Raw genomic sequence first — 14,619 nt, 5'->3', positions numbered from 1 at the left:
CGATGGCGGTGGGTCAGCACCTTGATGGTGGCTGACACGGCCCCATCGCAGGCAAGCCAGCTCCCACAGGGGTTAAGTGGCGCGCATTAGTCCACGCAAATCGCCCGGCCCAGTTGGCCTTTCTCGACCGTTGCCGAGCAGCCGAAGTGACTGTTATCCACCTGGCAGGCGCCCGTGACAGGCCCGTTGCCGGCGTGCGTGGTCACGCTGGTCTGGCACTCACCGTCGCACTGGCTTGAATCGGTGCACGCCTTGCCCGCGTCTTTGTAGGGCGTGATGCACGTCCAGCGCTGCAACTTGCCGACTTGCTTCATTGCGCCACCGCCCGCCAGGCAGGTGGAGGCGGTGGCGTCCTGTGCGGGTGGCCGGGTGTGAGCGGTTGTCGTGCAAGCCGATACCAGCAGCAGGGCGGTCAGGCCAATTATCAACTTCATGCAAAAGTCCTCGAGGAGTCAGCGCAGCGGTGCAGTGTACGGGCTATTAAGCTACTTTGATTGACGAGCAAACCCTACCCGGAACTGACGCATGCAAACGTTATGGAAACGCTATTTGAGCTGGCTGGAAAACGACTTGAGCACGCAGATCTTCGACAACGTGAAGAACCTGTTGGTGTGCGCGCTGCTGTTTGCGGCGGGGACCAATACGTTGCTCGGGCAACGTGAGTTATTTATTGGGATGTTCGCCTCCAGTGTGGCCGGCTGGGGCCTGATTATCCTGTCGGCAGTGTTGATGTTATTGAACATCAGCGACGGCATTCGCCGGCTCGCCAAGCTGCGTTATCACCTGGCGTTGCAGCTGTTGCTGATCCTGGTTTACCTGGTGATTGCCGAGCGGGTGGTAGAGATAGTGTGGGGCTTTCGGGCGCATTGAAGTATCCTCCGCGCCCCGCTATCACTGATTCAAAGAAACATGACCGGACAAGACATGCAGGCACTGCTCGAGTCGATCCTCGACGAAGTTCGTCCACTGATCGGCCAGGGCAAAGTCGCCGACTACATCCCCGCGCTGGCCGATGTGCCCGCCAATCAACTCGGCATTGCCGTGTATGGCAACGACGGCTCCGCCTACTGCGCCGGTGATGCCGACACCCTGTTCTCGGTGCAGAGTATCTCCAAGGTGTTCAGCCTGGTGCAGGCCATCGACCACGGCGGCGAAACCATCTGGGAACGCTTGGGCCACGAGCCTTCGGGGCAACCGTTCAATTCCATGGTGCAGCTGGAATTCGAACGCGGCCGCCCACGCAACCCGTTTATCAACGCCGGTGCCTTGGTGATCTGCGATATCAACCAGTCGCGCTTTGCCGTGCCGATCCTCTCGATGCGCGACTTTGTGCGGCGCCTGTCGGGTAACCCGCAGATTCTGGTCAACAGCGTCGTCGCCGAATCCGAAGCCCAACACGGCGCGCGCAACGCGGCCATGGCGTACCTGATGAAGTCCTTCGGCAACTTCCACAACGACGTGGACGCGGTGCTGCACAGCTATTTCAACTATTGCGCATTGCAGATGAGCTGCCTGGATTTGGCCAAGGCATTCAGCTTCCTCGCCAACGAAGGCACGAGCGCCCACAGCGGCGAGCAAATCCTGACCGCGCGTCAGACCAAGCAAGTCAACTCGATCATGGCCACCAGCGGGCTGTATGACGAGGCGGGCAATTTTGCTTATCGCGTCGGTCTGCCGGGCAAGAGTGGGGTCGGCGGCGGGATTGTCGCGGTCGTGCCGGGGCAGTTTACGGTGTGCGTGTGGTCGCCGGAGCTGAATGCGGCGGGCAACTCGCTGGCGGGGATGAAGGCGTTGGAGTTGTTGAGTGAACGGATTGGGTGGTCGGTGTTTTGAGGGTCTGGGGGTTTACGGCGGTGGCCGTAAATCTCCATTTATGCCTAAGCTTTGCGCGGCTTCACGAACAGATCGAGCATCAAGAACAACGCCCCGGCAGTAATCGCGATATCGGCAATATTGAACACGCCGGTATGCGTCGGCCCCACGTTCAGCACCATGTAATCAACAACATGGCCGTCCCGAAATACCCGGTCGATCAGGTTGCCGATACCGCCCAAGGCGATCGCATAAAGCGGCAGGACCTTGCGAAGCGGCAGGCTCCAGTTGGACAGCGACCACCCCATTGCCCACGCAACCACGATGGCCACACCGACGATAAAAATCAGTTGTTTGACCTGCGGCGGCAGCGCCGCGCCCAGGCTGAGAAAGGCGCCGGGGTTAAGGCTCAGTTCCAGCACCAGGTTGATAGGGTTGGAGCCGAGTTTGAAACTGTTGGTTGGTAGTGAAACCAGGGCCAGCAGTTTGACTAGCTGGTCGACGGCAATAAAGGCGAGGCCGGCGAGGAGGGCGAAGGTGCGGCCTCGCAGTAGGGGCGACGTGCTCAAGCGGTAACTTCCTGTTCCGGGCTTTCGATAGAGCGCCCGAAGATAGCTCAGGCGCTCTACCTCGTCCATCTCAAGCCGTCGGGTGGGCTACATTCAGTGCTTTGTCGACCAGCAGTTGCACACCTTCGAGCATTCGGCAGATGCCCAGCGCGACATTGCGTTGGGAACCGTCGATTTCGAAGGCCAGGTGATTGGCAATGTCGCTGATGGACGCCAGGTCTTGTGATGCGTTGACCAGCAAGGTTTCGGTGCCCAGGTCGGCACGCAAGGTGAAGAGGCCATCGCTGGGTTCGGGAATGGGCTTGCCGGGGTTGAGGTAATGGTTGATCGCGCGGTAGGCCACTTCGTGCAGGGTGCTGGTGTCGAAGTCTGGATGGCCGGGGGGATTTGGGCTGTCTTTAATCATGGTGAACTTCCTAAGATTAAGTGGCGCTGCCAACATTCGCGGTCAAGCGAAGAGGGTGGCAGCCGTACGCGGGTTGACCGACCGGCAATCAAAGGAAATCCGGCATACCCGAAGGTATCCCGCGTACAGCTACCGCGACACGATACCTCAGGCGTAAAAAAAACGCCTGAAATAGGTTCTGGCTGTAGCAGTCCTCTAATTAATCGGACGGTCAAGTCCGGTCACTGAGTTGGCAGCGACGGCACAGAGGTTAATCAGCGCACTTCCGACCGACAACCTGAAACCACTGTGGGAAATGTCCGGGATCACCCTGCGCCGAGCACTCTGCAATCGCGTAAGCTGCACCGACTCAAGGAAGATGCCGACCATGCCCAAACCGCTGAATGATGTCGTCCAAACCGCAGCAAAGAAGGTGTTGCAGCAGCTCATCGCGTGCATCACGCCCGACTCGACAGAAAGCTCCATCGCCCGCATTGCCACACAGTTACTCACCGAAGCCGGCTACCCGGACACTTGGTATTACGACTGCCCGGCCTTTGTATTGCTCGGTTCGCGCAGCCTGCTTTCCGTGTCTGGCCGTGACTATCGGCCTGCAGAGGAACCGGTGGGAACCCACAACCTGATAACGGTGGACCTGAGCCCAAGGTCAGGCAGCCTTTGGGGCGATTGTGCTCGGTCGTTTTACATGGAAGAGGGCGTTTGCCGGGCGGTGCCGATCGGTGTTGAATTCAGCCGTGGCCATGCGACTGAACGCGAATTGCATGAGCGGATGCGGCGGTTTGTGCGGCCTGAAATCACCTTCAATGCGCTGTATGAATTTGCCAATGATTTGATCGAGACGGCCGATTTCGAGAACCTGGATTTTGCCGCCAATGTTGGCCACAGCCTCTGCGAGCGGCGTGATCAGCGGCTTTACATTGAAGCGGGCAATCAGCGGCGTCTTGGTGAGGTGGCGTGTTTTACCTTCGAACCGCATGTCCGCGAACGGGGCGGGCGGTGGGGTTACAAGCACGAGAATATCTATTTCTTCAATGACAAGGGTGACGCCTGCGAGTTGTGAGCTAAACGCGGTCGTGAAGCGGTGCGAAAATCCTGGAGGTGTAAATGTACTGTGGGAGTTGGCTTGCCTGCGATAGCGGTCTTTCAGTGATGGATGTGTTGGCAGACCCATCGCCATCGCAGGCAAGCCAGCTCCCACATTCTGATCTTCATTGGCTTTGAATGATCGGTCGGTGGTGGCAATGCTTGCGGGCGCTGAGCAACTCAGGAGTACCAGGCGCGCCGCAAATCAAAATGTGGGAGGGGGCTTGCTCCCGATTGCAGTGGGTCAGTTACAGAATTTTCAACTGGCACACCGTCATCGGGAGCAAGCCCCCTCCCACATTTGGATCGTCATTGGTTTCTGGATACCCATTTACCCAAACAAAAAATGCGCCCCGTGGGGCGCATTTTTTTGTTCAGTCAGCTAACGCCTATTCAAGCAGTCGCATCCCAAGCACGGTCACCGTTCTCGTCTTTGATCCGAGTCGGCAACCCCATCACATCCAGCGCCTTGAGGAACGGCTCAGCCGGCAGCTCCTCGACGTTGGCCATGTGTTTTACATCCCACTCGCCACGCGCAACCAGCAGCGCAGCGGCCACCGGTGGCACGCCAGCGGTGTAGGAGATGCCCTGGCTGTCGGTTTCAGCGAAGGCTTCTTCATGGCACGCCACGTTGTAGATGAACATCTCACGCGGCTGGCCGTCCTTGGTGCCTTTGACCAGGTCGCCGATGCAGGTCTTGCCGGTGTAGCCAGGGGCGAGCGAAGACGGGTCGGGCAGCACGGCCTTGACCACTTTCAACGGCACCACTTCCAGGCCTTCGGCGGTTGTGACCGGCTTTTCGGAGAGCAGGCCGAGGTTTTTCAGTACGGTGAACACGTTAATGTAGTGTTCGCCGAAGCTCATCCAGAAACGCACGTTGGGCACGTCGAGGTTCTTCGACAGCGAGTGCACTTCATCGTGGCCGGTCAGGTACAGGTTCTGCGAACCGACCACCGGCAGGTCGTCGGTGCGTTTGACTTCGAACATGGTGTTGCTGGTCCACTGGCTGTTCTGCCAGCTCCACACCTGCCCGGTGAATTCGCGGAAGTTGATTTCCGGGTCGAAGTTGGTGGCGAAGTATTTGCCATGGCTGCCGGCATTGACGTCGAGAATGTCGATCGAATCAATGCGGTCAAAATGCTGTTGCTGCGCCAGCGCGGCATACGCGTTGACGACACCCGGGTCGAAGCCCACGCCAAGGATGGCGGTGATGTTCTTCTGTTTGCACTCTTCCAGGTGGTTCCATTCGTAGTTGCCGTACCACGGCGGGGTCTCGCAGACCTTGCCCGGCTCTTCGTGGATGGCGGTATCGAGGTACGCAACGCCCGTATCGATGCAGGCGCGCAGCACCGACATGTTGAGGAACGCGGAACCTACGTTGATGACGATCTGCGAGTCAGTCTCGCGGATCAGGGCCTTGGTCGCTTCCACGTCCAGGGCGTTCAGCGCGAAGGCTTGGATCTCGGCGGGAACCTTGAGGCTACCCTTGGCCTTGACGCTGTCGATGATGGCCTGGCATTTGGAGATGTTGCGCGACGCGATAGCAATACGACCGAGTTCGTCGTTGTGCTGCGCGCACTTGTGGGCCACCACCTTGGCGACACCTCCTGCACCAATGATAAGAACGTTCTTTTTCAATTGCTTTATCTCTCCTTTATCCGCCAGCTTACGAAAGGCTGGACAGGTAGTCGTCGTAACCAAATTCACGAACCACCTCGACTGTACCGTCGAGTTGTTTCACTACGATGGACGGCATTTTCAGGCCGTTGAACCAGTTTTTCTTGACCATGGTGTAGCCTGCGGTGTCGATGAACGACAGCCGATCGCCGATGGCCAGCGGACGATCAAATTGATACTCGCCGAAGATGTCCCCGGCCAGGCAGGATTTGCCGCACACCATGACGGTGTGTTCACCCTCGCTCGGCGCCAGCTTGGCGTTGAGGCGGTAGATCAGCAGGTCCAGCAGGTGGGCTTCGATGGAGCTGTCTACCACGGCGAGGTTCTTGCCGTTGTAGAGGGTGTCGAGCACGGTCACTTCCAGGGAGGCGCTGTTGGTGATCGCCGCTTCGCCGGGTTCCAAGTACACCTGCACGTCGTACTTCTGCGAGAACGCCTTGAGGCGCTGGCAGAAGGCGTCGATGGCATAGCCTTCACCGGTGAAGTGGATGCCGCCGCCGAGGCTGACCCAGTTGACCTTGTGCAGGAGCGCGCCGAAGCGTTCCTCGATGGTGTTGAGCATCTGGTCGAACAGGTTGAAGTCACCGTTCTCGCAGTTGTTGTGGAACATGAAGCCGGAGATCTGCTCGATGACGCCTTCGATCTTCACCGGGTCCCATTCGCCCAGACGGCTGAACGGGCGCGCCGGGTCGGCCAGCAGGTAGTCGGAACTGCTCACCTGCGGGTTCACACGCAGGCCGCGGGTCTTGCCTTCGGAACGCTCGGCAAAGCGCTGCAGCTGGCTGATGGAGTTGAAGATGATCTTGTCGCAGTTATCCAGCATCTCCTCGATTTCATCGTCGGCCCAGGCCACGCTGTAGGCGTGCGCCTCGCCTTCGAACTTCTGGCGGCCGAGCTTCAACTCGTACAGCGACGACGAGGTGGTGCCGTCCATGTATTCCTGCATCAAGTCGAACACCGACCAGGTGGCAAAGCACTTGAGCGCCAGCAGGGCCTTGGCGCCGGACTGTTCGCGCACGTAAGCAATCTTCTGCATGTTGACCAGAAGCTTCTGTTTATCGATGAGGTAGTACGGCGTTTTGATCATTTTTGAGAGCCTGCGGCGGTGCCTGCCAAAAAAGGACACGCATTGTGCCCGCACTTGGATCGAATCGAAAGGTTAGCGGGCGGATTTTGCGCGCCGGGTTTCCAAGGATAGCGCCTGAATATGACTGTCCAGGGGTATGACACCGACCGACGGTGAGCGCAACTGCCTTGATGAAGCGCACACATCACGTTGAGCCGAGATTGCTCATAAGCCTCTCTGGGCGATCCTTGCCAGCAAGGGCAACGCAATGGAGAATGACGGATCTCTCACCAGCTTAAAAGTTATTTCTGATTTGAATCAATAGCTTAGAGTTTTGTTTTCGCGCTGGGCAGGCCAGGCGAAACACCGTTTGAGTTGAACGTCACGTCCCGCGAAGTCAGCGCCTGGGAGCCGCAGTTCAAACGTTATCGAGGATATTAAGTGTTGCAATAGCCTTGCGGCTTTTGCCCTTGGTTCAGCGCTTATTTTTACAACAAGGCCCCATAAAACATGAAAACAAAAATAGTACTCATCGCGTCGCTGGGCATGTTATCGCTCATTCAAACTTCACCCTCCGCCGCAGATAACACCAATGGTAAAAACCTCTATTCGCAGCGGTGTGTGATGTGCCACGGAACAGACCTCAAGGGAACAGGGCCCTTGGCGCATAAGAGCAATCCGCCTACACCTGACCTTACAACGTCTGCTTTCAAGAAACGGCTCAACGATTATCCGGGCGTTATTGTGTCATCGATAATACTTCGTCCCAATGGAGACTTGATCCCAAGGACGTTGCAAGAGAACGGAGTAAAGCTCTCGCCCTTTGCCTGGAAGGTTCAGGATTTTCGCGATTTAAATCAATACATGCGGGGTGTGATTTCAAACACTCGATGAGGGTGAGAAGTGAGGTGGGTGCATCGTTAATGAACACTCTCGGTTAAAAGCCGCCTCAACTGAAGCGGACAGCACTGACATCAAACCGTCATCTGCCCACCACCTTCCTGCCACATTCCCTCGCTACTGTCCTCGCCAATGAGATCGATCTCAAGCGAGTGACAATGACTGACTTGAAAGACGTTGCACGGCTGGCTGGCGTATCCCGCGCCACCGCCGCCCGCACCTTTGCCTCACCCGACCAGGTGCGCCCGGCCACCCGTGAGCAGGTGTTCGCCGCCGCTCGTGAGCTGGGCTTTCGGCCCAATTTGCTCGGCCGCCAATTGCGCCTGCAAACCACCCAGCTGATTGGCGTAGTGGTGCCCAACCTGCTCAACCCGGTTTTCGCCGAACAGTTCCAGGCCATGGAGCGTGCGGCACGGTTGCGCGGCTACAGCCTGTTGCTGGCGACCACCGACTACAGCAGCGAACGCGAAAGCGTGGTGGTGGAAGAGTTGTTGCGCCAACGCGTCGACGGCCTGGTGCTGACGGTGACCGACGCCGAAAGCAACAGCGTGCTCAACAGCCTCGCCACCGAACAAACGCCGTTCGTGCTGGCGTATCACCAACCGAGCAATCCCGGCTACAGCGCGGTGTCGGTCGATAACCGCGCGGGTATGGCCCTGGCCACGCGTTATTTGCTGGAAGCGGGGCACCGACGCATCAGCATGGTCGCCGGCCCCGCATTGCAGTCTGATCGCGCTCGCCTGCGTTACGCCGGTTATTGCGACGCGATGAAAGCGTACGGGCTCGACAGCCGCCCGGTCATCGAGATGCCGGCCCACACCCAGGCCGAGTTCGCGGCCATCGAGCCCTTTCTGCAAGGCCCCCAGGCACCGACCGCGCTGGTGTGCTCCAACGATTTTCTTGCCATCAGCCTGATCGCCGAGTTGCGCCGCAACGCCTGGAATGTGCCTGAGCAACTCTCGGTCATGGGCTTTGATGGCATATCGCTTGGCACCCAGATGCACCCGACCCTGTGCAGCGTGGTGCAACCCATCGCGCTGCTCGCCAGCACCGTGATTGATCAACTGCTGGCGCAGATCGCCGGTAACTCCCCGATTTCCCATTGCCTGCCTTGCCATATCCGGCCCGGCGAAAGCACTCAACCCCATGAGGAGACGCTTGATGCGCGCGTTCAGTAAAACCTTGGCAGCCTTGCTGCTGTGCGGCGCGGCCAGCCTGGCCCACGCCGCCGAAACCGCGATTTGCTACAACTGCCCGCCCGACTGGGCGGACTGGGGCAGCCAACTCAAGGCCATCGCCGCCAGCACCGGCGTGCAGGTGCCGCTGGACAACAAGAACTCCGGCCAGTCCCTGGCGCAGTTGGTGGCCGAGAAAGCCGCGCCGGTGGCGGACGTGGTGTATTACGGCGTGACCTTCGGCCTGCAGGCGCAAAAAGCCCAGGTGGTCGACACCTACACACCCAAAGGCTGGGAGCAGATCCCGGCCGGGTTGAAGGACCCGGCCGGCCACTGGTTTGCGATTCACTCCGGCACCTTGGGCATCATGGTCAACGTCGACGCGCTGGGCGGCTTGCCTGTGCCGCAAGGCTGGGCCGACCTGCTCAAACCTGAGTACAAAGGCATGGTCGGTTACCTGGACCCGTCCAGTGCGTTTGTGGGCTACGTCTCGGCCGTGGCGATCAACCGTGCGCTGGGCGGTGACCTGGATAACTTCGCCCCAGCCATCGACTACTTCCAGAAGCTCGCGAAAAACGCGCCCATCGTGCCCAAGCAGACGGCCTATGCGCGGGTGCTGTCCGGCGAGCTGCCGATCCTGGTGGACTACGACTTCAACGCCTACCGCGCGCGTTACAAGGACAACGCCAATGTCGCCTTCGTGATCCCCAAAGAGGGCAGCATCAGCGTGCCGTACGTGATGAGCCTGGTGGCTAACGCGCCGCATCGCGCGAATGCCGAAAAGGTCCTCGACTTCGTGCTGTCCGACGCAGGCCAGGCGCTCTGGGCCAAGGCCTACCTGCGCCCTGTACGGCCGATGAAAATGCCGGCCGATGTGGCCGCGCAGTTCCTGCCTGACAGCGACTACGCGCGTGCCGGCGTGGTCGATTACGAAAAAATGGCCGCTGTGCAGGAAGCCTTCGCCGCCCGTTACCTGAACGAGGTCAAGTAAGTGGCCGCATCGGCAAAACACGCCGCCTGGGCATTGGCCCCGGCCTTTGCGGTGCTGCTCGCGTTCTGGCTGTTGCCGCTGGCGCACCTGGTGGTGCTCGGCGCGCAAAGCCGCGACAGCCAAGGCAGCGGTTATTGGCAGGTGCTCAGCAGTGCGCAGTACCTGGGCAGCCTGGGGCAAACCGTGATCCTTGCGCTGGTGGTGACGTTGGTCGCGTTACTGATCGGCGGCATCAGCGGCGTCTTTCTTGCGCGTCAGCAGTTCTTCGGGCGCTCGGCGCTGGTGGCGCTCTTGACCTTTCCGCTGGCGTTTCCCGGGGTGGTGGTGGGCTTTCTGGTGATCCTGTTGGCCGGGCGCCAAGGCCTGTTCGCTGCCTTGGGTCTGCAACTGGCCGGTGAGCGCTGGATCTTTGCGTATTCGTTGGCCGGGCTGTTCGTGGGCTACCTGTACTTCTCGATTCCACGGGTGATTCTCACGGTGATGGCGGCGTGCGAAAGCCTCGACCGTAGCCTCGAAGAAGCCGCTCATTCATTGGGGGCAGGCCATTGGCGCGTGGTGTGCGACGTCATCGTGCCGGGCCTGGCACCCGCGCTGGCCTCCTGCGGGGCGATCTGCTTTGCCACCTCAATGGGCGCATTTGGTACAGCCTTTACCTTGGGCACGCGACTGAACGTCACCCCGGTGGCGATCTACAACGTGTTCACCAACTACGCCAACTTTGCCGTCGCCGCTGCGCTGTCAGTGGTGCTGGGGGCGGTGACCTGGGCCGTGTTGCTGTTGACACGGCGGCTGGTGAAAAACGCGGGGACAGTCCTGTGAAGCGCTCTTCGCTGTTTGTGATTCAACTGCTGTTTACCCTGCTGGTGTGCGCCTTCATGTTGGTGCCGGTGGTGATGTCATTGTTGGCCGGGTTGACCCGCAACTTCTTTGTAGGTCTGTCCAGTGGGTTGACCTTCGACTGGCTGATCCAGGTGTGGCAGGCCTATTCGCCGACCGTGTGGCTGTCACTGCAATTGGCCCTGGCCTGCGCGGTATGCGTCTGCGTGATCGGCGTACCTGCGGCATATGCCCTGGTGCGGATGAACAACCGCTTCAGTCGCGCCTTCGAAGAGCTGATGGTGCTACCGGTGGCAATGCCGGGGTTGGCCAGTGCGTTGGCGTTGCTGCTGACCTACGGCCAGTTCGGCACGTTTCGCAGCAGCTGGCTGTTCATCCTCGTCGGCCACGTGCTGTTCACCTTGCCGTTTCTGGTGCGCCCGGTGATGGCCGTGATGCAACGCCAGCAACTGCCGGTGCTGGAGGAGGCGGCGGCGAGCCTCGGTGCAGGGCCGATCAAGCGCTTCTTCAGCGTGGTAGTACCGAACTGCCGGGCGGGGATTCTCGCCGGCGTGCTGATGGTGGTGACCCTGAGCCTGGGTGAATTCAACCTGACGTGGATGCTGCATACACCCATGACCAAAACGCTGCCCGTAGGCCTGGCCGACAGCTACGCCTCGGCCCGCCTGGAAATCGCCAGCGCCTACACCCTTATCTTTTTGCTGATGATCGTGCCGCTGCTGATTGCGCTGCAGGCCATCAGTGCTCGTTTGTCCCGTGGAGAGCGTCGATGACCGCTATCACTATCCGGTTGCAGGGCTGTCGCAAGGCATTCGCCGACGGCACCGTGGCCGTGCATGACTTGAACTTGACTGTCGAGGGCGGTGAAACCCTGGCCATTCTCGGCCCATCCGGCTGTGGCAAAACCACGACCCTGCGCCTGATTGCCGGCCTGGAGCGCCCGGACGTGGGCCAGGTGTTTTTCGGCGATCAAGACGTCACCCGCCTGCCCATCGAGCGTCGCGATGTGGGCATGGTGTTCCAGAACTACGCGCTGTTTCCTAACCTGGATGTGGCCGGCAACATCGTCTACGGCTTGAAGATTCGCGGTGTGTCGGCGCCGGCGCGCAACAAGCGCTGTGAAGAGTTACTGGAACTGGTGGGCTTGCAGCACCACGGCAAGCGCAGCATCCATGAACTCTCGGGGGGGCAGCGTCAGCGCGTGGCCCTGGCTCGGGCGCTGGCTCCGCGACCTAAAGTGCTGTTGCTGGATGAACCCCTGGCCGCCCTCGATGCGCAATTGCGCGAGCGGTTGCGCAGTGAGTTGGACCAACTGCTGCGCGGGCTCGGCATCACCTCGGTATTTGTCACCCACGATCAGGGCGAAGCCATGGCCCTGGGCGACCGCATCCTGGTGATGGAGCAGGGGCGTGTAGCGCAACTGGCAAGCCCACGGCAGATCTATCAGCAACCGGCCAACGCCTTCGTCGCCGGTTTTGTCGGCAATCTCAATGCCTTCGTGGTACTCGACCGCACCGCCCATGGCCTGAAAGTCTGCGGCGGTGAACTGCCGTGGCACGCCGCCGACCGCCCCGGCACCGTGTACTGCCGCCCCGAACACCTGCGCGTGATGGAGGGCGAGGGGCACTTGCACGGCCACCTGTTGGCGCAGTTCTTCCAGGGCGCACAAAGCCGTTTGTTGGTGGATGTCGGCGGCCCACAACCGCTGCTGGTGGACAGCAGCGACAACCAGTTGCACAGCGTCGGCGCGCCGATTGCCCTGGCCATTGCGCCGCACATGTTGTTCACCCTGAATGCGTGAGAGCTTATTTTGAACCGTCCGTTTCTTGTTGCGCAGATCAGCGATTTGCACCTTAAAGCCGGCAATCGCTTGACCTATGGCGTTGTCGATACCCTGGGCGCGCTGCGCCGTGCCGTCGATCATCTGAACGCCAGCTACCCCAGGCCCGATATTGTGGTGGTCAGCGGCGACCTGGTGGACTTCGGTCGCGCCGACGAATACGCCGTGCTGCACCCTGAGCTGGCGCGCCTGCAGATGCCTTGCTACCTGGTGCCCGGCAACCATGACACGCGCGGTCCGTTGCTGGATGCCTTCCGCGATCACGCTTATTTACCCGCTTCGGCAGAGGGCCCTTTGGATTGGGTAGTGGACGAACATCCGCTGCGTCTGATCGGCCTCGACTCGACCATTCCCGGTGGCCATGGCGGCCAGTTGCTGGACAGCCAGTTGCAGTGGCTCGACGAACAGTTGGCGCTGCGTCCCGCTGCGCCGACCTTGTTGATCCTGCATCACCCGCCGTTTATCAGCGGCATTGGCCATATGGACCGCGAAGCCTTTATCAACGCCGCCGCTTTGGAGCGCGTCGTTGCCCGCCACCCTCAGGTGGAGCGCCTGTTATGCGGGCATTTACATCGGCCCATGCAACGGCGTTTCGGCGGTAGCTTGAGTTGTGTGTGCCCCGGCACTTCCCACCAGATCGTGCTCGACCTGCAAGACGCCGCGCCCGCGCATTTCAACCTGGAGCCGGCGGGTTACCTGCTGCACCGCTGGGATGAACAGCAAGGGTTGATCAGCCACAACGGCGTGTTCGGGGATTACCCGGGGCCGTATCCGTTTTATGACGCTCATGGATTGATTGACTGAGGTTTTACGGAGGTTCACTTCACTCAACTAAGTACTTAAACGCTCGTTAGTGCACCGGCCCACTCAATGGGGCCGCGTGCTTCCTGCTGCCTTTTTTTGCGCCCGGAACCTGGATTCCGCGCCGGAGTTCGTCCTGATGAAAGCCACGTTGAATGTATTAAGCGTATTGACCGGCGGCCTGGGCATTGCCCTGAGCCCCTTGGCGAGCGCCGACTTCCTGAGTGACAGCAAAGCCAACTTGAGCATGCGCAACTTCTACTTCAATAACGACAACCGTGACGGCGCCGCCGCACCGTCGAAGACCGAAGAGTGGGGCCAGGCGTTTATCCTCAACTACCAGTCGGGCTTTACCGAGGGCACCGTCGGTTTTGGCCTTGACGCCGTCGGCATGCTCGGCGTGACCCTCGACAGCGGCGCTGGCCGCCACGTGGGCAGCTCGATGATCCCCAACGATGACGGCAAAGCGGCGGACAGCTGGACACGTGCTGGCGCGACGGCCAAGGCGCGTTTCGCCAAGACCGAGTTGCGCTACGGCTACCTGCGGCCGAACCTGCCGATCCTGGTGAGCAACGATGGCCGCCTGTTACCGCAATCCTTCGAAGGCGGGCAGGTCACCAGTAAAGACATCGACAACCTGACCCTGATCGGCGGTCAACTGCAACGCACCACCGGCCGTGGCTCCAGCGACAGCAGTGGCCTGGCAGCGGCGGGCGGCACCCGGGAAAGCAATAAATTCAACTACGCCGGTGCCGACTACCAAGTGAACAAGGACCTGCTGGTCCAGTACTACTACGCCAACCTTGAAGACTATTACCAACAGCACTTCGCCGGTTTGATCCATGTGTTGCCGCTGGGCGACTACGGCTCACTGAAAACCGACCTGCGTTACTTCAAGACCACCACCGACGGCAAAAACAGCAGCGCTGCCGGGCGCGCCGAAGGTTATAAGTTCGGCGGCTATACCAAGAACGGCGACGGCGAAATCGACAACAACACTTGGAGTGCCGCCTTCATTTACTCCCTGGGGCCCCATGCGATCACCGCCGGTTACCAGCAAGTCTCCGACGACAGCAACTTCGCCCAACTCAACCAGGGTGGCCTGGTGAACAAAGGGGAGGGTGGCTCCAGCCTGTACCTCTACACCGACCGCACGGTGCAGACCTTCATCCAGGCCGGTGAGCGTACTGCCTTCGCGCAATATGCCTACGACTTCGTCGCGCTGGGCCTGCCAGGCCTGAAGGCGTCAGTGATGTATTTGAAGGGCGACCATATCCTCACCACCGCCGGCAACAATGCCAGCGAATGGGAGCGGGATATCTCCCTGGATTACGTGGTGCAGAGCGGTACGTTCAAGAACGTCGGGTTCGGCTGGCGCAACGGTATGTCGCGCAGCGACGTGGCGCGCGACCAGGATCAGAATCGGGTGTTTGTGAGCTATTCGATTCCATTAATGTAGGTG

General features: G+C 60.1%; 16 protein-coding genes. 11 read left to right on the top strand and 5 right to left on the bottom strand.

The annotated features are described in order from the left end of the window. Positions 1–86: 86 nt before the first annotated feature. The gene (locus ACDZ94_RS14470; protein ID WP_221294536.1) at positions 87–434 is read right to left on the bottom strand and encodes a hypothetical protein; all 348 of its coding nucleotides are present in this window, start codon (positions 432–434) and stop codon (positions 87–89) included. Positions 435–525: 91 nt separating this feature from the next. On the opposite strand from ACDZ94_RS14470, the gene ACDZ94_RS14465 reads away from it, so the two are divergent. Then, positions 526–870 (top strand): hypothetical protein, encoded by a 345-nt coding sequence (locus ACDZ94_RS14465; protein ID WP_064452072.1) that lies wholly within the window; start codon positions 526–528, stop codon positions 868–870. Positions 871–924: 54 nt separating this feature from the next. Next, a complete protein-coding gene (glsB, locus tag ACDZ94_RS14460) occupies positions 925–1,833 on the top strand; it encodes a glutaminase B (protein ID WP_064452073.1) in 909 nt (302 codons plus the stop codon). A 44-nt stretch (positions 1,834–1,877) separates the two neighbouring features. On the opposite strand, the gene ACDZ94_RS14455 is transcribed toward glsB, so the two are convergent. Together ACDZ94_RS14455 and ACDZ94_RS14450 are read right to left on the bottom strand one after the other, a co-directional pair. Further along, complete coding sequence (locus tag ACDZ94_RS14455; RefSeq protein WP_407020839.1) at positions 1,878–2,381, bottom strand: signal peptidase II; 504 nt, start codon at positions 2,379–2,381, stop codon at positions 1,878–1,880. Positions 2,382–2,451: 70 nt separating this feature from the next. Next, entirely contained in the window at positions 2,452–2,787 is a 336-nt protein-coding gene (locus ACDZ94_RS14450) for a DUF6124 family protein (protein WP_262667688.1), read from the bottom strand. A 367-nt stretch (positions 2,788–3,154) separates the two neighbouring features. On the opposite strand from ACDZ94_RS14450, the gene ACDZ94_RS14445 reads away from it, so the two are divergent. Further along, a complete protein-coding gene (locus ACDZ94_RS14445; RefSeq protein ID WP_407017336.1) occupies positions 3,155–3,847 on the top strand; it encodes a M24 family metallopeptidase in 693 nt (230 codons plus the stop codon). Positions 3,848–4,263: 416 nt separating this feature from the next. On the opposite strand, the gene ACDZ94_RS14440 is transcribed toward ACDZ94_RS14445, so the two are convergent. Together ACDZ94_RS14440 and ACDZ94_RS14435 are read right to left on the bottom strand one after the other, a co-directional pair. Next, on the bottom strand, positions 4,264–5,508 hold the full coding sequence (locus ACDZ94_RS14440) for a saccharopine dehydrogenase family protein (RefSeq protein WP_064452076.1): 1,245 nt from the start codon (positions 5,506–5,508) through the stop codon (positions 4,264–4,266). Positions 5,509–5,536: 28 nt separating this feature from the next. After that, entirely contained in the window at positions 5,537–6,634 is a 1,098-nt protein-coding gene (locus tag ACDZ94_RS14435) for a carboxynorspermidine decarboxylase (RefSeq protein WP_064452077.1), read from the bottom strand. A 489-nt stretch (positions 6,635–7,123) separates the two neighbouring features. Here ACDZ94_RS14435 and ACDZ94_RS14430 point away from each other — a divergent pair, with 489 nt between their 5' ends. From ACDZ94_RS14430 to ACDZ94_RS14395, 8 genes are all read left to right on the top strand, one after another. After that, the gene (locus ACDZ94_RS14430; protein ID WP_082895873.1) at positions 7,124–7,507 is read left to right on the top strand and encodes a c-type cytochrome; all 384 of its coding nucleotides are present in this window, start codon (positions 7,124–7,126) and stop codon (positions 7,505–7,507) included. A gap of 164 nt (positions 7,508–7,671) precedes the next feature. After that, entirely contained in the window at positions 7,672–8,691 is a 1,020-nt protein-coding gene (locus tag ACDZ94_RS14425; protein ID WP_064452078.1) for a LacI family DNA-binding transcriptional regulator, read from the top strand. Then, on the top strand, positions 8,675–9,679 hold the full coding sequence (locus ACDZ94_RS14420) for an ABC transporter substrate-binding protein (protein WP_064452079.1): 1,005 nt from the start codon (positions 8,675–8,677) through the stop codon (positions 9,677–9,679). The genes ACDZ94_RS14425 and ACDZ94_RS14420 overlap by 17 nt, the downstream gene beginning before the upstream one ends. Beyond that, positions 9,680–10,498: an ABC transporter permease gene (locus tag ACDZ94_RS14415; protein WP_432750349.1), complete on the top strand. Its 819-nt coding sequence runs from the start codon at positions 9,680–9,682 to the stop codon at positions 10,496–10,498. Continuing rightward, complete coding sequence (locus tag ACDZ94_RS14410) at positions 10,495–11,289, top strand: ABC transporter permease (protein WP_064452081.1); 795 nt, start codon at positions 10,495–10,497, stop codon at positions 11,287–11,289. The genes ACDZ94_RS14415 and ACDZ94_RS14410 overlap by 4 nt, the downstream gene beginning before the upstream one ends. Further along, positions 11,286–12,317: an ABC transporter ATP-binding protein gene (locus ACDZ94_RS14405; protein WP_064452082.1), complete on the top strand. Its 1,032-nt coding sequence runs from the start codon at positions 11,286–11,288 to the stop codon at positions 12,315–12,317. Before ACDZ94_RS14410 ends, ACDZ94_RS14405 begins: the two co-directional genes overlap by 4 nt. Positions 12,318–12,326: 9 nt before the next feature. Continuing rightward, on the top strand, positions 12,327–13,160 hold the full coding sequence (locus ACDZ94_RS14400) for a phosphodiesterase (RefSeq protein WP_259762634.1): 834 nt from the start codon (positions 12,327–12,329) through the stop codon (positions 13,158–13,160). 136 nt (positions 13,161–13,296) lie between these two features. After that, positions 13,297–14,616 (top strand): OprD family porin, encoded by a 1,320-nt coding sequence (locus tag ACDZ94_RS14395; protein WP_432750348.1) that lies wholly within the window; start codon positions 13,297–13,299, stop codon positions 14,614–14,616. Positions 14,617–14,619 lie beyond the last annotated feature (3 nt).

The organism is Pseudomonas sp. UBT, assembly GCF_050915955.1.
In the GTDB taxonomy this organism is placed as follows: domain Bacteria; phylum Pseudomonadota; class Gammaproteobacteria; order Pseudomonadales; family Pseudomonadaceae; genus Aquipseudomonas; species Aquipseudomonas antarctica_A.
Note: the sequence above shows the minus strand (reverse complement) of the source record. Positions and strands in the feature narration are given on the sequence as shown.